Source organism: bacterium, assembly GCA_035419245.1.
In the GTDB taxonomy this organism is placed as follows: Bacteria; Zhuqueibacterota; Zhuqueibacteria; order Residuimicrobiales; family Residuimicrobiaceae; genus JAKPUX01.
Map to the genome: position 1 here is coordinate 1 of DAOLSP010000027.1, position 18402 is coordinate 18402.

The following is an 18402-nucleotide window of genomic DNA, read 5'->3' on the forward strand; positions in this document are numbered from 1 at the left end:
TACTGGTATTACGCCCATAAGCATTGACTTTTACACAAGATTTTGGACTTGACTACTCAGAAATGCCGAGTATCAGGGAAAATAAAAAAGGCACGATGCATTCATCCATTGGATAAACACTTCATGCCTTAGTGATCCATTAATAGCTTTCACTGTTAAGCTATAGGTAGCTCAATATTAAGTATATGTTATAATGGTAAAACATGCAAGAAGAAAATGAACTTTGGCAGCGGGCAACTTCCCAAAAAACCATAAAAGGGATTGAGCGATATTTAAAAAATCATCCCGGTAGCGTACATGAAGCACATGCCAGGGCAATACTTGATTCATTATGCTATTCTGAAGCTGAAAAAAACAACAGTCTGGAAAGCATTGACGCTTATTTGCACAGATTTCCGCAGGGAATGTGGGCAGCTGAAGCGCTGAACAGGAAAAGCGAATTGGTCTGGGATGGTATACAGAAGAGCAACACGATTGAAGCTTATCAGCATTTCATTGATCAATATTCTCAAAGCCCCAAAACCAGCGCGGCAAAAGCTAAAATCGAGGAGTTGCATTTTCTGGCAATTAAGGACAGCGCTGTATCTGCTCCCTTTGAAAGATATTTGGAACAATTCCCGAACAGTCAGCAACACGCTGAGGCGCGCGCAGCACTGGTGCATATTTATGCCCAAGAACTTGCTGCGAAAAAATCCTACAAAGAGAAAGAGGCAATTGAAGATCGTATCATACGCAATATTGTCAAATATGGTGTGGGAAAACGCTTTGTTCTTTCAGATCTCACCCCGGATTCCGATTCTCAATCAGGCAGCATCGCCATCGAGGAGAGCGAACGCAACCCAGGCAGCTATTGGGGTAAAATGCTTTACCCCAAGGATCAATTGTCTTTTTCGGCTGGGATGGGATTATCCGCAAACTACCCATTTGGAGACAGGGGCATTTGGCGATTTATGGGTTCAATAAAGTTCAGAGAAGGTTACGTATTCATAGGCAGCCGCACGGATGCACTGACTTTTATGTTTTTAAAGAAAGCCGGTTTTGTCTATCTGCACGGAAAAGGGAAAGTTATGAAAAATAACCGGCTTGTAGCTTCTTTTATATAGCATGTTTTCATTATTCGCTATTCATCTTTTGCCGCTAATCCTGCATGCCGCTGGGGGGCGGTGTGCAGGAAACTGATAGGAACTGATAGGAAATTTGATTTTGCCGATGTCAAAAAAACTGATAACTCGGTACAGATTGGATCAGAGGATGAAGAAGGCATGCAGCGTCTGGTCTCTTATGTATCGTGCTGTCCCTCTACGCTGGCGCGAATGATCAAGGTCACGGGAGATGGTCAGGTGATTTACCGGGCGGGTAAAAGCGAATGCGTGCGGTTTCCGCGGCCCGGAGATAAAAGGAGCCGGCGTTCTTGAGGCTATGAGCGATGGGGAAAGCCATCCCGCCTGATCAATCCCTCGCTCACGATCGCATGTATATGGCTGTGCCAGCCCGTCAGATCGCCAAAGGTCTGTATCGCCCCTACATAACCGGGTTCACCCTCTCTGGCTCCGCCAGCCTGGTGAAGCCCATCTCGGATCGTTTCATAGGCCAGCCGACAGAGCTTGCCCAGCGAGCAGCGGTCGTAGCGAAAGAAAATGCGCAACCGCTTCGGCATGGTCAAGACCCATAGCTCGTGGCTAACCGGCGCAAAGACCTCCTCCGCCAGGCGCATTCCCAGCAGCAGCACCCGCTTCTGATCGCAGGACGGGCAGCAACAGCGTTGCCGGCACGAAAACGCCACGAAAAACGATTTGCTGCAATCCGGGCAACGCACCCATGCAAATCCCTCCCTCAGATCTCCGCACTTTACAGACTTGTCGATCGCGGTACGAATGACCGGCCGCCAAAATCAATATTTCCGCTGGAACCGTTCCTCGTAAACCCGCTCGAAATCGTCGAAATGGGCACGCACCAGTCTGAAAAAGGGTGAAGTCTCCGGATTGCGAGGTCGGCACATTTTTGCCGCTGGAGCACACACGCCATACCTTATCCAGTATATAAATACCTCTGGCCGATTATGGGCATAGCGTATGCTATAAAATTACTTACATCGCGTCAAGGGTCAAAATCGCCCGTGATCCTTGCCCTCAGACCGTTACTCTACAAAAAGCTTGACCACGAACCAATAATCAGCTTTATCTAAGGAAATGAATGAGTTCGACGGCAAACAGAGCGGTGCGACTGTGAAAGCCAAGATCACCCAACCACCGGCTGGTGCGGATGGCCGCTAAGGATGAACCTGGTATCATTTTGCATAGGTAACCGAAGAGCCGTTCATCCAAGCAGTTTCATCACACTATTCCGCAGCCCCAGCACAGTAGCATGTTCAGCCCTCGCTCCGCTCAGGCCGAACCAGGCTCTCCAACTGATACGCCCCCTCCGGGGGCTACAGTTCAGCGCCGCGATTATACTGCTTTATATCTCTGAAGGTACGATGAACTTGTGTTATTTAATCAGAACCATTTTCTTGATATCGAGGTATTCTCCAACTTTAAGCTTATAATAGTATACTCCGCTTGGAAGATGGGAAGCATCAAATTCCACTTCATAAGTACCCGCCGGTTTGTAACCATTGACAAGTGTCATCACTTCATTGCCTAATATATCATAAACTATTAGATTTATGAAAATCCCATCCGCTCTGGAGAATGAATCGAATGGCGATGTTGGGATTGAAAATTTAATTTTGGTTGTGGCGTTGAACGGGTTCGGATAATTTTGCTGTAAAGCAAATTTCGTCGGGGCCGATTCATTATCGGATTCGACCAATGTGGCACCGACATTTACCGAAGCGTTCGTTGTCACGCCGGTAGAACTGTCAGTACAGGTGACGATCCAGTTGCCTGTTTGGGTGGCGGTATAAAGACCCGCTGCGTTAATTTCTCCACCGGTTGCTGACCAGACCGGTCGGAAGTAATGGAGCGTGTCTCCATCGGCAGTGAATCCGACGGCGGTAAACAGCTGTTTTCCCCCAAGCGTTAAATTTGCTGCAGCTGGCGAAACACTGATAGAGTTCAACTCACCCGGATGAGTCGAACGACTCAGGCAGGTTATGGTCGCATAGGTCGTGTCTATCTCGACACCGTTGATGGAGATTCGGACACGAACAATGTCTTCAATGCCTCGAATGGTTTCAGGAGGAATGTGAAATGGTATTTGCACACTATCCGCCGAAAAAGGCGCCAATTCAGCCGTGTTGCCGGTAATGGCGCCGACCCAACCGAGTTCGGAATCGATTTCATATTTGATGGATTGCGCCGCCATGCTCAGATTCTGCAAAAAGAGCCGAAGTGTGCCAATGGCATTTGCAAAACCGAATCCGTTCGTGAGTGTTGCGGAGGCGTTCGATTGGGTCGTGTCGGCCGGCAAAATCGTCACGTCGCTCATGAATATTCTCTGCAATTTCCATTTTTCGGAGGGGATCACATGATTGCTGAAGATGTGTTTGCTGTATCCGCCCGCAATGGCGTTCATGATCGTTGTTTGAGTAAAGTCAACCGTCCCGTCGGCTGTGGTATAAAACTCGATTCCATTCAACAGAGCGATACCGGCTTGGTTTTGAATGGCGACTTTTATGTTTTTACCAAAGATTTTCAAGGTATCCGCTATGATCATGCTGTCCTGCTGAGCGATCACGACCGAATCGGCACTGAGGGTGATATTGCTGAATTCATTCTGTTGGATCGCGGAACGCTTTCCCATGCTTGTGCCCGATCCTCCCCCCATTGCGCCCTGATTGAATAGATTCCGCGCGCAAAGATTGACCTTTCCGTTCGTCTTAAAACCTTTCCCCGGCCGCAAAGCGCCGTAATTGATGAATGTATCTGCAAAAATATTGATGTTCCCGCCGGTAACTGACTTTGGGTCTTGATCGCATATGATCCTGCTTCCCTTATCCAACAACATTCTTTTATGGCATACTATTTGGGGGGAAGACTCTTCGACAGTTTTACCTTCGGTACTTGACAGGACGCTTTCTTTGGACATGGTTACAAAATCTGCATTAATGTTGTGAGAATGGCCTGCTATGAAAGCTCCGGACATTTCCAGTACACTTCCGCTGAACTGAAACTGCGCATTTTGGATTTTTCCCCCTGGAATATTCATTGTGACATTTTTTGAGTATAATTGTTCGCCGACAGACAGCCGTTTGGGCTGGGAGTACATGTCTGTCCAGATCTTGCCTTCATTCTCGACATTCAGCTGGTTTGTGACCGGAAGAATCTTCAAGTCGCCCCGCATCAGGATGTCGCCTGTTTTTTTAATAATCAGCTGATCAGTGAAAATCTCTGATCCAAAAACCCAACCTGTGGCCACCGATCCTTCAATTGTGATCTTTTTCGCTTTGCAGTATTTATCAAGCAAGACCCCTTTGTCACCCGGAATATACACCTCATCATTTGCGCCCGGAACTCTATTCGTGCTCCAGTTGGCCGGATTATCCCACTTTTTATCCCCGCCCAAGTTGGTAAATACCGAGAAATCCTGCGCCATCAGACAGGATCCGAATAGGAAAATGAAATTGAAGATCAGTTTTTTCATTGTGTTTCTCCCGGCCATAATTTTTACTACAAAGAACCTTTTCTGCTGCCAGGTAACAATCAGATACTGGAAATGACTAAAACGGCAAAATTTGCGAAAAATATTAAAAAAATATTAAAATTAGTCAAGTTCATTATTTCGTTAAAAGATAATTTTATAAATCCATGACTCGATTATTTTCAGCTTTCTTCCTTCGCAATTCTTCAAGTCCATAAATAACAATGCTCTCAGGTATCCAGCCGACGAACCTGGAAGGTCAATTCGCCAATATTCATCGTTTTGTCATCAAGTATAACGTGCGGCTGTAGCCGCGGTATAATGTGATGAAGCTGCTTGGATGAACGGCTCTTCGGTTACCTATGCAAAATGATACCAGGCACATCCTTAGCGGCCATCCGTACCATGCGGTGGCTGGGCAATCTCACCACTTTGCTTAAATATATTTTTTGCGGATTGGCTAGCAAGTCATTTGTATACGTTGTGGCGATTTTGACCCTTGACGCGATGTAAGTAATTATTTAGCATACGCTATGCCCATAATCGGCCAGAGGTATTCATATACTGGATAAGGTATGGCGTGTGTGCTCCAGCGGCAAAAATGTGCCAGCCTCGCAATCCGGAGACTTCACCCCTTTTCAGACTGAGGTGCCCATTTCGACGATTTCGATCGGGTTTACGCTGATCGGTTTCAGCCGAAATATGGATTTTGACGGCCGGTCATTCGTACCGCGATCGACATGTATGTATAGTGCGGGGATCTACGGGAGGGATTTGCGCGGGTGGGCTGCCCGGATTGCAGCATAGAGTTATTCAGGGCGTTTTCGTGCCGGCAACGCTGCTGCCCGTCCGGCGATAAGAAGCGGGCGCTGCTACTGGGTAGATGGCTTCTGTCTGCATGCAGGAATGTCTATCGACCTGGCACAAGCCGATACGGATAACCATCGGTTCGGCGAAAAAAGAACTTCATTGTCCTCAACCGTTGCCATGGCTGATCTCCCCAGCCCTGTCGTCCATTAACATCCTCCGGTCTAGGTAGGGAAATATCCTCCAGGATGCCATGACCTTTAAGGAGTATGTTCCGGTATGGAAAAGTCCGCCAGGATGGGAGCGAACAGGAACAGGCCCGCAGGGATGGGAGCGATAGTCGGGTGGGAACGAGAGCCAGGCCGGTCAGGGGCGCGAGCCCTATCAGTCATTGGGATCGTTGACCGGCACGGAAAGGCCGGCCTCGGGTTTGACGTAAACGAGTACGAGGCGGCAGGACTGCTCCCCCCTGTTGACAAAGGTGACCGCCTCCGCGGCCGCCGGGATGAGCATGGTCTCGAGATACGCCAGCGAGGTGACACGGCCGTTGGCAGAATGGACCTCCACCCTTTCACCCTCGACGAGGTTGACGGCGAAGCCCCTGCCCTCGGTCAGCAGAGTATAGCGGGCGGCGAACTCGGCGCGCAGGATAACGTAAAAGGTCCAGGGGTGGTTGTAAAGTTCATAGAGGCGGCTCTCCGCGCTCTCCTCGATCGGTTTGGGGCGGGCCACCAGGTTCCGCCTGATCCACTCCCCCCGCCGCTCGGGCCGGATGTTGGCAAATCCGCGCTCGAGGTTGATCGGCCGCAGCTTGCCCTCCAGGTCCCGCCGCAGGTAGTCATAGAGCTTCATCGTAAAGATATAGGGCGTGGCGCTGATTTCCAGTACGAGGTTGCCACGGCCGCTGCAGTGCACGGTGCCGTTAGGAATGAAAAAGAGGTCGTGCGGTCGGGAGGGCTCGCTGTGGATCCAGGCCTCCACATCCAGTTCCTCCCCGGTCGCCTGCGAATGGAGCAGGGCCTGTTTGAATTCCTCGAGATCGGTATGCTCCTGTAAGCCGAGATAGACCCGGGCGCCGGGTTGGGCGTTGACGATGTAATAGCATTCATCCTGGGTGTAAGTCTCGCCGAATTCCTTTTTGATATAGTCCGGCCGGGGATGGACCTGGACGGAGAGATTGCCGCCGTCGATGGTGTCCAGGTAGTCGAAGCGGATCGGCCATTCGTGGATGAACTGCGCGGCCGCACGCGGGCCGAGGAGGCTGCAATTGTGGGCATACATCGCAAAATCGAAAGAGCACTCGAGAAAGCGGCCGCTGCTCTGAAAGACGATGCCGTTCTCCGGGACGATCATTTCGAAGGACCAGGCATAATTGGGTTTGCACGGATCGAGATTCATGTGGCCTTTCATGAACTGTCCGCCCCATGGCCCAGGGTAGAACCAGGGCCGGACCCGGAAAGGCGACCGGGAAATCTCCTCCAGTGCGGCGCGGAAACCGTCGCCGGTCATCCAGGAGGGTTCGCCCTCGTCCTGGCCATCGATGAAAATATCGAGACGAGGCAGCAGACTGCGCTTAAGGCGGCTAAAAGCGGGCCACTCGACGAAATAGCAGCGCTTGTAGAACGCCTCAAAATCGGCAGCCTGGCAGCCCACGTTTCCGGCCGCGCCTGTCCTGAACTTTTCCTGGATGAGGTCCTTGGGCAGGTCGACATACCAATGCTCGTCCCAGAGTTCGATCAGGGAGGCCCCGCTGCCGGCGATTATGGTGAGCCGGCCGGCTGCCCCGGCGCGGCGTATCGAGGCGGAGATGCGCAGTTCCTCCACCCGAACCGGATCGAAAAAGATCTCCGGCCCGAATGGCCAGTGTTTGCCGAAGAGGCGGTCCTCCCCGCCGAGGAAAGGCCGGAGCGCGGCCTCGCGGTCGGCGGGATCGGCCAGGGCGTCATCGAACCGAAGGAGTTCGGCGCGGATATCCAGGTGCAGCAGTTCAGCTTGCAGATGGGTGAGGAAGTGATCCCAGGCGACCCCCGGAAAGCCGTCGATGACGAGCACGCGAAGACCCTGCGGGATTCTTACGGCGATCCGGGCGGCGAGTCCGCCATAGCCCTTGTCGATCACGCCTTCCGTCAGGGTGAAAGCGGGCAGGGCATCATAATAACCTTTCGGGTAGGCTGACGCAGCATCCGGCAGGGGGGCTGTAAAAGGGGTCAAGGCCCCGCGGTCACTGTTCTTCATGTCTTGTTCCCGTTGTGCAACATTGTGTAAAGGCCCTCTCTCCGTGGGCCGTTGGTCCTCATTGATCAAGAAAGGCGGCGCCGAGGCAGGCGGCGCGGTCCTCGAGCAGGGCCGGGAGAATACGCACATCACCTCTGGGCACCATCCAGGCGCGGCGTTTGACGATCTCGAGCAGGCCAGGGATGATCTTTTCATGGCTTTTCATCAGACCGCCGCCCAGGACGACGGTATTGATGCCGTAGGCGTGCATGACGTTGATCACCCCGATGGCGAGATTGTCGATGAATTCTGCTTTCACGTCGGCCCAAGCTGGGCGGGCTTCCGCCTCGTCGAAGAAGGCCTTGAGGGGGATAGCCTCGGCCGCCAGCTCGGGGAAGGCGGCGAGGAGGTGTTTTTCGAAATTGACCGCCGAGCAGTAGAGTTCGAGGCATCCCTTGAGGCCGCAGGGGCACTCCGGGCCGCGGCGGTCGATGCTCATGTGGCCACCGAGGAGGCCGCTTGCGGGATTGCTGGAGCGGAAGAGGCGGCCGTCGATGACCGCCGCGCAGCCGACGCCGGTGCCGAGGGTCATGGCTATGATCGAGGGCAAGCCCCGGCCGGCACCGAACTTCCACTCTCCGAAGGCGTAGGCGCGGGCGTCGTTGTCGAAGGCGAAGGGCACCCCGAGCCGGGCGGCGAGCCGGCCGCGCAGATCGATGCCGGCGAATATGTCGGCCGCACCGACGTCGTTGATCACGCCGCCGGCCTGCACATCGACCATCCCCTTCATGCCGAGGCCGCCCTGGGTCAGCACTTCGCCGGCGGCGAAGCGGGCGGCTGCGTCGAGCAGGGCCTCCAGCAGCGGGCCCGTTGCGGCGAGATCGGCCACCCTTTCGACCGCGAATTTGCGAGTGTTGCCTGCCTCATCGAAAAGGCCGAACTTGACGTTGGTGCCGCCGAAATCGATGCCGATCCTCATGGCTTCTCCCCCGGGAAGAACCAGATCAGGGCATCGATGAGGTGGCGTCGCCAGTTGCCCCAGGTATGACCCTCGGGGTATTCGCGGTAGACATACTCATAGCCTTGCGCGCGCAGCACCTTCTCGAACCGGCGGTTGGCGGCAATAAAGTTGGTCTCCGCGGCCGGCAGAAACGAGGCGCCGACCGTCTCCTCATAGATGCCGCTATCGATATAGAGGCGGACGGGGCGTTTCGGCGTGTCGCGATAGAGCCTGATCAGGGTGTCCCCTTTGAAAGAGAGATAGCCGGACTGGCTGTAGCCGTTGCCGAAAATATCCGGCCGCAGGAAGGGGATGTACGCCGAGATCAGCCCGCCAAAGGAGTCGCCCACCACCAGCCTCGCCCCGGGCTGAGGATCAGTGGCAAACTGGGCGTCGATATAGGGGACGAGTTCATCGGTAAAAAAGTGGACGTAGGTGTCGTTGAGGCCGTACTCGGTCATGCGGTTGGGCATGCCGGGCTGCAAGCGGTTGGGCGGTGTGACGAAAACCGCGATGAGCGGACGGATTTTACGGTCGCGGATCAGCTGGTCAAGCATCTGCGGCACCTGGGCGAACTCGACATAATCGATCCCATCCTGGAGATAGAGCACCGGGTACCTGTGCTTAATGTCGTATCCCGGGGGCAAATAGACATGGATGGCGTGCGGATACCCCAGCACCTGCGATTCCATTTCGCGGACCTGCAAGCCGGCGGCGCTCCCCTTGCGGCCGGAGCGGAATTCCGCAAAGTACGGATGCTGCCGGTATCGCGGCATCGCCAGCTCGGAGAGTTCGCCAAAGCCGTTGAGCGATTTGGCGGGATTGAGGGGGTCGATGGTCCAGAGGCTGGTTTTGCCGAAGATAAACCAGTATTCGAGGCGAGCACCGGCCGGCGCCGTGCCGCGGTAGTAAAAGAGATCGGTCCCGGCGACGTGCGTCATCCATTGCGCCTGCGTCCAGTTGTTCATGTCGCCGAGCACACCGACCGAATCCTTCACCCCCCGGTATACCAGCACATAGCTTGTGTCGCTCGGGAAAAATGGATAGGCACCGGGCTGCAGCTTCCTGAAAAATTCGTCCACAAGCTGCTGTTTTTGGGCGGCATCGCCGCTACGCTCGATCCGGTTCAAGAGCCGTTCGAACTTGCGCGCCGGTTCATTTCTGCGCATAACGCAGCCCGCCAGAGTCGCTGCGACGAAGAGCACAACGGTCAGTTTTTTCATAGGTCTTTACCTGGTTGGGATCAATCCGTTTCGAGAGACCGCATAGAACCGGCCCTGGTATCTGAGATTGTGGAGCTCAGCCCCGGGGTCAAAGCCGGCGAACTGCGGCGCGGCGCTGAGGCCGTTGAAGGGAGTCGCACGCACTCCGAAGAGTCCTTCGATCACCGTCGTCAGGTAGCTGCCGCTGGAGGAGCAGGCCCAGTCCGCGCCATAGGGCCATTCATAGAAGGCCTTGCGCGCCCCGCCGGAATCGGGAGGAACGGCGGATTCAACGAAATGGCACTGGCCGAAGGGGCCCTGATTGGCCGAACGCGCCAGGCCCCGGAGCCAGGGAGTAGCCAGGTCGCCGCGGCCGATGCGGTAGAGCCCGGTGGCGGCGAGGGCCGGCCAGGCGGTGTAGGCGCCGTTCCATTGGTGGTCCGGCCGCACCGAGAACATCGCGTTCGGATCCCGTGGTGAAAGAGCGTGCATCCAGAGCGGGGTCTGCAGCTCGTCCACAAAGAAGCGCACCATCTCCTCCTTTTGCCGGGTGCTGAGATCGTCGGCGATGGTGGTGAGTAGGGTCATGAAATCGTAGCCATGACGCACTTCCACCAGTTCGCCCCCGGGGAAGCGCGCGTTCCAGAAGCCGCCGCCGGTGTAGAGCTTCATCAGCTCGCTGAGCAAAGCGTCGGCTTCGGCGCGGCAGGAGGCCGCCTCCTGCAGGGCCCCGCGGTGTGCCCACAGCTCCGCCAGGGTACGCAGGCTAAAGATGTTGCCGGCATTCAGGCTTGCCACCTCATGGATATAGGTGCTGACGCACTCGAGCAGGTTATTAATGCCGCCGTAATCCGCCAGGCCGGCGGGGGTGCGGAACTGTCGGTAGTTGGTGGCATACTCCTGCAGATAGTCGAAAATGCGTTTGCCGGAGGCTGGCAGAGTGCGGTCCAGCCAAGCGAAATCGCCGTTCCAGCGCAGATAATCATTGGCGAGCCAGGAGAGGGCGAAATCATTGACGGCGTACCAGGGACCGACGGTGTCGCCGGTGAGGTATTCGGTGCCGAAATGGGTATGGACGTCGGTCCCCATCCACAATTCGATGTACTTGCGCTGGACCTCGGGGTCGAGGAGGGCATGGAACTCCGAGCTGAGAAAATAATCCCAGATGAAAGTGGTGCCCTGCCAGTAGCGCGGCATGAGGGTGTCGTAGGCGCGGCTGTAGACCGAGAAGGGATTGTCACGGCGGAAATAGATCACGCCGAGGGCTGCGGTGTAATAGAGGCGGCGGACCGCTGCATCGGTGGTATGTAAGACCGGCAAGCAGCCGGAGTATTCGGAATTGCCGGGAGTGAAGGCGGCCGCGATCTGACGATCCCACGCCGCCTCATGATCAACGAAGGTGCTGGCAAGCCCTGCGTTGGCGAGGCGGTCATACTGGCGCAGGGCTTCGTTCATTTCTCCGCCGATGATGTTGAGATAAAAGAGGGTGCTGGACCCGCCGGCAGGGATGCGGATGCTTTTTTCCAGTCCGAATCCAGTCGCGCGATCGGGCGCCGGCCACATCCCCTGCACCGAACAGGCCTCGCTGTGACGGGCTTCAAAAAGGACCACCTGGCGGGAAGACTCGACCGAAATCCGGTTATCCTCCTCCAGCGGCGGGAGATAGGCCTTGCCGGTGTCCATATTTTTCGTGATCGCGGCCGAGGTGCCGAATTTGACACAGAGATCCCGGTCTGCCGCTCCGGTATTACGGATCTCGAGGCGGACGATCAGGGCCGTAGCGCCGAACGGCAGGATGGCGGTGGAGCGCAATTCCAGGGATCCAAAAACGGCTTCGCGTACGATCTTGTCCGGATACCAGGTAAAGGCGACGGGACGACCAAGCGCCGAAAAATAGCAGCCGTCCAGGAAGAGGGCGCCCGTCACCTTGTCCGAGTTGGTATAGGGGGGGAAATTAAGGCTGCGCACACCGGTGATGTCGTGATCGGCCTGGCAGCAGCCCCAGAAATTGGTGATGCCAGGGGGGCTGAAAAGATCGCCGAAGGCGTGAACCAGGCGGTCGCTGGCCAGTTCTTTGCTGGTGGGTATCACAAGGGCCTCATGCTACTCGAAGGTGATCTCGAGGAGGTGCGGAAAGTACTCCTCGAACTCGACATAGGTGATATAGATCGTCCGCCCCCCTTCTTTGGCCAGAGCGGGGTGCTCCTTGGCCGCATAGATCAACTGCGGATAGGGCAGGTTCTCCGGGTGGGGCCTGCGGATCTGGCAGAGATCGATGGGTTCGCTCCAGGGCCCCCAGGGCTCAGGGGCGGTATGGGCGACGATCCGGCCGGTGAGATCGAGAGAATGGACGGCCAGGTAGCAGCCCAGATAGCTGTTCCAGGAGACCGACTGTTCATTGGGCATGCCTTCGAAGAGGGGGATGGCCTCGCCAACGTGCTGCGACCAGAGCGGCGTCCGGATGGCCCCGCCTTCACTCCTGCGCCGCCGTGAAATTTCTGCGCCAGCCGGTCCGGGGTCGCCGGCGACTCCCTCCAGGCCGCAGAGATATTCATAACTATCTCGGTGTTTGATCATCTCCTTGTGAACCCGCGCGAGATAACTGCGCTGCACCTGGTCCGCTCCCTGTAAGGCGCCGTAAAGATAGAGGTAATCCCCCGGCGGATTGAGGACGGCGGAGGCGAAATGGGGCTGATCCGCCCGCCACCAGAGGTCGCTGCCCTGACTGAGGATGCGGTTGAATTCCCAGTCCCGAGAATCGCCGATGGCCAGCCCTGAACCGAGGATGCGGAAATTGACGGGGAAGATCCCCTCAGCGACGGTCGCCACCTTGACGAAATAGAGATAGATCCAGCCCTCGACCTCAACGCCGTGCAGACACCAGACGCGAATGCGGTTCGGATCTTCATCGGCTTCGAGTGGAATCAGGGGTTTAATCTCGCCGCGCTCATCGAGGATGTAGTGAAACTCCTCCACGCCGCCGGGACCGACCCGGTTGGAGCTGAGCAAGCCGGAATTGTTCATCATCCGATCGATCCCCGCCTTCCCGCTCATATCGAGCGGGCCGACCGGTTTGCCGTCGGGATACCAGAGGCTGCCATCAGCCGGACGCGCCCCGATGAGCGTGTCCCCGAAAAACCAGAGCAACCCCGCACGGGTCGGGATGGAAAAAGCCCCGTCCTGCCCCACCATGCGGTGGGGATTATCCCGGAACTGAACCCCGAGATCGCGCTTTGATTTGATTTTCATGGTGATTTCCTCGACGTTTCTCTCCGGTCGATGCCAAGACGGGTGAATTCGTTCGCCGCCAATGAAAGGGTGACACTGTCGTGGAGTACCGGCAGGGCTCCCTGCGGCCGGCCGAGCAGATCCAGGATCTGCACTCTGGCTGCGGTTAAAAGCAAGTCCGAGCGCAGGGTCACCTGCTGACGGCTGCCGGGATCGCTGTTGCGCAGCAGCATCTCATACCGGCCGGGTTCGGCTGCAGGTCGCAGCGACAGCAGTTGGATCCGGGGATTGGATGCACTCAGATAACACTGGAGCGGCTCGGTGCGGGTAAAATAGCTGCGCCGGATGAGAGGGCCGGAAGCTGCTTCCCAGCCAAAGGCGGCGGGGTCGGCCGTGGTGCCGTCTGCGCGGGCAAGGGTGAAATGCCAGGTCACCTGGCCCTGCTTCTCTTCGTTGCGGTTCCAGGAATCCGGAAAATTGTTGAGGAGATTGGCGATCAGGGTGCTGCCGCCGCGGAGGGTGTCGAGGGCGAAGATGCGGCAGTCGGGCGAGGCCAGCATCAGGATGCTGCCGTCTGACTCGATCTCGGCAGCGCGGCGAATCGAGAAATAGGTATGCCCGGCCCCGGCGAATCGGTCTTCCAGGCTGGTCCATCCCCCCAGGGTCTCGCAGCGAATGATCCCGGCCCGGGCATTGAAGGAGAAAGCAAGGCCGTACTCTTCCGTGTACGCCGTCCGGCTCTGCCCGGTCAGATCGAGCTCCACCGTGACATCGATACGGTTGAGGTCATGCCAGAGACGCAAGCGGAGCGTGCGGAAAAGGGGATCCTCCCAGGGTGAGGTGATCTCCTCATAGACCGGATTGCGTTCCACTTGAACCGCACCGCTATGGAGGTCGAGGGCGACAAAGGATTCGCCGAGCTGGAACCGTTTGCGCAGCGGCGTAAGAGCCGGGAGCGCGGCGCCGGGATCAAAGAGGAGCATGCCGTTTTTCTTGTCGAGGATCATCCAACCCTTTTCGGTGCGGCCGACGCGATAGGCGGTGTTCTCGATGGTCGTGGAGGAGGCCGGCAGCAAACCGGACTGCCGGGGATCGACCGCCGCCGAGCAGGAAGGAGAATCCGGGTCGGATGCCGAATCCACCGGGTGGGAACGAGAATGCTGGACAGCCGGGACCAGCTCGAATTGCCGGCGGCCGATGCCCGGCACCTCCGGCGCAATAAAGCAGAGTCGCGCGCCGCTCTGATGCGCGGGCAGCCTGGCACCGGTGGCTAGATCGATCACCTCGTAACGGGTCGGGTCGTTCTCGGGGAATCCGATCTCCACCGGCATGGAACGGCTCCAGGTCAGGGTGTTGAACACCATCACGCCGTGGGAATCAAAGCTCTCCTTCGGCGCGGTCAGTCGATAGAGCAGACGCTCGCGCAGCGCCCGGGTTCGCATCCATGAGCCATGCACCGCTTCGGCGCGGACGGCATCCGTGTAAAGATTCTCCTCGCGGGAGCCGAGACCGTACTCCAGGCCGCTGCCGTGACCGGAAAAATTGAGGAGATCCGTGTACACCGCGTCGATCTCCTCCGCCCCGCTGGCCGATGCGGGATGCAGCGCGCTGGAGAACGTCGCGAGCACTTCGACGCCCGGCAGCTGGTTCTGGACCTCGCGATACTCGATCATCCGCCGGGTTTCCCCCTGGAAGAGAATGTCCCAATCCGAAGTCCAGTCACCGCGCACCGTTTTGAGGGGACGCCGATCCTGTGCGGCCACGGCCCGGCCGAAATCATTGAGGGTGGCGATGACAAAACGCGGCCAGGCGTAGTGCTTGTTCCACTCGCGGGCATGCTCATACTGGGCCAGGGCAATGCCGCTGTTGTCTGAAAAGGCCCCGCTGATGAGGATCCTGGTCCAGGGATAACCGCGCTGCAGCAGGTTGTTCACCCGGTGCCAGATTCGGGTGGCGATGGCCGTGGTGTCGCGCTCGAGCCCATAGCGGGCGCCCTCCACGTAGGCTTCCGTCAGGTAGAGCAATACCGTATCGCGACTGGCACCGGCCCACCTGAAAACCTTGGGCAGATTCTTCTGATATTTGTAATCGGAAAAGATCTCGTTGATGCCATCGACCAGCACCGGCACACCCGCCTTGCGCAGATACTGCGGCAGGGCCCATGACTGGCCCGGCACGTCGTTGTAAACCGCCGTAAAATATTCAAGACCGTAGCGCTGATGGTAGACCTCCGCCAGGCGGAAGGCGGCTGCCATCTCCGTCTCGCTCACCCAGCCAGTGTAGGGATTGGTAGAGATGGGCGATACCGCGATCCGGCCTGCCTTGATCAGGGCGATCAGCCGCTTGAACGCGGCCGGGGAACGCGCAAGCCGGTAGTTCTCGAGCAGCCACATGGTCTCGATGGTCCAGCGGAAATCGGGATCAGTCGCGCACTTGCTGATCGCCTGATCGAGGGTTTGCAACTGGCGTTCGATGACGACCGGCTGGGGGTTGGTGTAGCCGATGTCCATGTGGGTCATGGGCATGAAATAGAGTTCATACCGCGGCAGGGGCTTGAGTTCGACGCCCTTCTCCAGTACGGCCCCGCCCCACTGCAACCTGGCGGTGGTCTGCAGCGGTCCGGGAAGTTCGGGCAGCCAGACGGTACGCGCTGTGATACCCGGCGCGGCATCCTGCAGCCTGATCGTCTCGTGGAGCGCCGGCAGGATCAAGCAGGGTTCCCGCATCCCGGTCAGGCCGGCTTTGATCTCGAGGAGATATTTTTGCCGCAGCCGGCTTCCCGCCTGCCGGTAGAAGAAGGTGGGGGTGAGCGAGAAATCCGGTGGGATCCTGTCCGGTTCGGCTTGCAGGGCGAGGCCCGTGAGTGGACGGCCATCGTCGCCGCACAACCGCAAATAAAAACCCCATTCGAAGCGGAGCGGATCGAAAAAGGCCGCGGCATGGTTTCTGTGTGAGGTGGAAGTGACCACGAGCAGGCGGTTTAGCCCCTTGCGGAGGGTCGCCGCAACCGTAAAACCGTCGCGTACGGCATTGACCTCGTGCAGCGAACGGTAGATTGTCGAGTCGTTGAGCAGGATCCGGACAATCGTATTCCCGCCGAACCGCAGCCGCACCGGCTGCTCCTGGTCGCTGATGATGCCCGCCCAGCTGTAGACAATCCGGGCGTACCAGATCTTTTCCGGCGTCGTCAGGGTTTTCCAGCCGTACCAGGGTTGAAAATCGGCGAAACCGCTCCCGAGGGGCGCAAGGTAGAGCCAGGGGCTTGCACCAGCCGGCACAGCCGGATTGTTTTGCACCTCGCCATTGCGGGGTGCGAGGCCGTCTTCAGGAAGTGGCGCCTCGTCCGAGAGATCGCCAAATCCGATGGTTCGGATCTCGAAGGGACCGTTGGTCAGCCACAGCGGGACGGTGCCATCCGGCCGCAACGGCAGCGGCTCCGCGCTCAGGGCCGCGGCGCTCAGCAGGAATAACCCAAAAAAACTGGCCGATTTTCTCATTGGATATAGATCATCTTTCTGGTTTCGCGCCATCCCGGGCCTTCCAGGAGATAGAAATAGACGCCGCTGCCCAGGTTCTGCGGCGCCCAGCGGGTCGTATAACGGCCTGCCTCCATGGCCCGCTCCTCAAAAAGCGTCTCGACAACCTGGCCGAGAGCATTGCAGATCCGCAGCGTCACCCGGCTCAGTACCGGCAGCTCGAAGGCGATCGTGGTGACCGGATTGAAGGGATTCGGATAATTTTGCAGAAGCCGGAACGCTTCGGGCGCAGCAGCGGCCACCGCCATCCCGCTCGTCAATCCGGCCGTCGCCAGTTTGATGAAGCGCGGCCGGTAGACGTCCGCATTGTTCAGATTTTCCGCGAAACTCAGGGTGTTGACGTTGTAACTGATCAGCAAGGAGTCGGCATCAGAAAGCGAAGGATGCGCCTTTGCGTTGTAAATTATAATGTTGCCCGAGATGTTCACCTCGGGGGCCCTGTAGATCTCGCTGTAAAAGCCGAAGGGGCCAACCGGCGAATCGCCGAGACGGATGGCCACCGACGAGCCAAGCTGGAAAACGAGGAGATAGCGGTCCCCCACCTCGGTGATGCTGAACTCCTGCGACAGCCGGTCGGTGATCCCGGTGCAGGCATCCGGATCGCCGCTCCAGCCGCTGCCGTCCCAGAACTGCCACTGGCCGAAATCAAGGAGATGCTCCGGCAGGACCCGGCTGGCGATCAGGTTCTTACCCGAGGCTTCATCGCGCGGTCCGTAGATATAAAGATAGCCATCATAGTGGCGGTTGCCGCTTTCCCGAGTGTTGGGCATGATTGCCTGGCCTAGAGCAGCGGTCAGCACACCCTCCCTGACGAAGAAGGGCAAGTCGGTCTGCTGCACCTGCACCGGATAGTGGTTCTCATCGAGCCGGAAGGTCAAGATCACCACGCCGTCGAGAGCGAAATCGAAGGCGCCGCTGCCGGTCGTATGAAGGCGGATGGCGAAGACATGGAAGAGCGTGTCAACCCGGACGCCGTCCATCAGCCAGTAGAGGTCATTGGGCGCCGCCGAGGCGGTGGCGGGCGTAAAGACCGCGCGCGGAGCCGTCCCGTTCTTGCCCCACATAAACGTGATGCGCCCGGGGTCAGGCTGGTTGCCGCGCAGCCAGGCGAGGGTGTTGTTGACGATGGTCGAGTTGACCCGCTTGCCGGCGCTGTCGACTTGGCCGATGAAGGTATCGCTGAAGAGGATCAGATGGTCCTGGCCCCGCGGCTGCTCGCAGCCATCGACGGGAATGGAGTAGATGCCGTCGGCGCCGGTCCAGCCCGAAGTCCGTTTGAGGAGGGCGTCCCACGCCCCCGCCGGTTCGACCTGGAATTCGTCGGGACAATAGGCGCCGGACGGGACGGCAATACGGTTGGGATAGGAGAAGGGTGCCCAGCTGTCCTGGCCGGAGCAGAGCAGGCCGCCGGTGGCCTTGGTCACCAGATAACCGAGCTTGAAGCACCCCTCGGTTTCTCCGGTTTGCAGACGCACTTCGACCGTGATCGTCGCCGGACTGGTATGGGCGTATCCCTTGTCCGAGATCAGGCCGGTCCATTGCATCGCGCCCTCAAAGCCCGCCGCCGGGTAACAGGCTTCGAGCGAGTCGGTCCAGGCGGGGCTGGCCTCGAGATCCCCTGAACCCAGGCTGGAGTTGTAGACGGCCTCCAGCACCTGCCAGTCGCGCGGCAGGAGCAGGCCGAGGACGCCCTTGTGGGCATTGGGCTCCGGCACGTCGCTGGCGAGGATGCTGATTTGCACCGTGATCTCGCTGTTCCGGTCCGCTGCAGCAGGTTGGGTGATCTGGGTGATCTTGCACCCGCAGAGCAAGGTGGACATAAGCAAGAGTGTCC

10 protein-coding genes are annotated in these 18402 nt (G+C 57.8%); 1 reads left to right on the forward strand and 9 read right to left on the reverse strand.

Annotated elements, in window-relative coordinates:
* Positions 1–203 precede the first annotated feature (203 nt).
* Positions 204–1103 carry a hypothetical protein gene (locus PLH32_17190; GenBank protein ID HQJ66344.1) on the forward strand — a complete coding sequence of 300 codons (900 nt, stop codon included), beginning with the start codon at positions 204–206 and terminating at the stop codon, positions 1101–1103.
* 314 nt (positions 1104–1417) lie between these two features.
* Here the strand turns inward: PLH32_17190 and PLH32_17195 are convergent, their stop codons facing one another.
* The 9 genes from PLH32_17195 to PLH32_17235 form a co-directional block, all read right to left on the reverse strand.
* The gene (locus PLH32_17195) at positions 1418–1876 is read right to left on the reverse strand and encodes a transposase zinc-binding domain-containing protein (GenBank protein HQJ66345.1); all 459 of its coding nucleotides are present in this window, start codon (positions 1874–1876) and stop codon (positions 1418–1420) included.
* Between the two features lie 611 nt (positions 1877–2487).
* The gene (locus tag PLH32_17200) at positions 2488–4584 is read right to left on the reverse strand and encodes a T9SS type A sorting domain-containing protein (GenBank protein ID HQJ66346.1); all 2097 of its coding nucleotides are present in this window, start codon (positions 4582–4584) and stop codon (positions 2488–2490) included.
* A 1188-nt stretch (positions 4585–5772) separates the two neighbouring features.
* Entirely contained in the window at positions 5773–7623 is a 1851-nt protein-coding gene (locus PLH32_17205) for a class I mannose-6-phosphate isomerase (GenBank protein HQJ66347.1), read from the reverse strand.
* Between the two features lie 58 nt (positions 7624–7681).
* The gene (locus PLH32_17210; protein ID HQJ66348.1) at positions 7682–8581 is read right to left on the reverse strand and encodes an ROK family protein; all 900 of its coding nucleotides are present in this window, start codon (positions 8579–8581) and stop codon (positions 7682–7684) included.
* Positions 8578–9825 (reverse strand): alpha/beta hydrolase-fold protein, encoded by a 1248-nt coding sequence (locus PLH32_17215; GenBank protein HQJ66349.1) that lies wholly within the window; start codon positions 9823–9825, stop codon positions 8578–8580. Before PLH32_17215 ends, PLH32_17210 begins: the two co-directional genes overlap by 4 nt.
* Positions 9826–9831: 6 nt before the next feature.
* Positions 9832–11895, reverse strand: a complete 2064-nt coding sequence (locus PLH32_17220) for a hypothetical protein (protein HQJ66350.1) — start codon at positions 11893–11895, stop codon at positions 9832–9834.
* Positions 11896–11907: 12 nt separating this feature from the next.
* Positions 11908–13053, reverse strand: a complete 1146-nt coding sequence (locus tag PLH32_17225; GenBank protein HQJ66351.1) for a DUF4185 domain-containing protein — start codon at positions 13051–13053, stop codon at positions 11908–11910.
* Complete coding sequence (locus PLH32_17230; protein ID HQJ66352.1) at positions 13050–16529, reverse strand: hypothetical protein; 3480 nt, start codon at positions 16527–16529, stop codon at positions 13050–13052. Before PLH32_17230 ends, PLH32_17225 begins: the two co-directional genes overlap by 4 nt.
* Positions 16526–18388 carry a T9SS type A sorting domain-containing protein gene (locus tag PLH32_17235; protein ID HQJ66353.1) on the reverse strand — a complete coding sequence of 621 codons (1863 nt, stop codon included), beginning with the start codon at positions 18386–18388 and terminating at the stop codon, positions 16526–16528. The genes PLH32_17230 and PLH32_17235 overlap by 4 nt, the downstream gene beginning before the upstream one ends.
* Positions 18389–18402 lie beyond the last annotated feature (14 nt).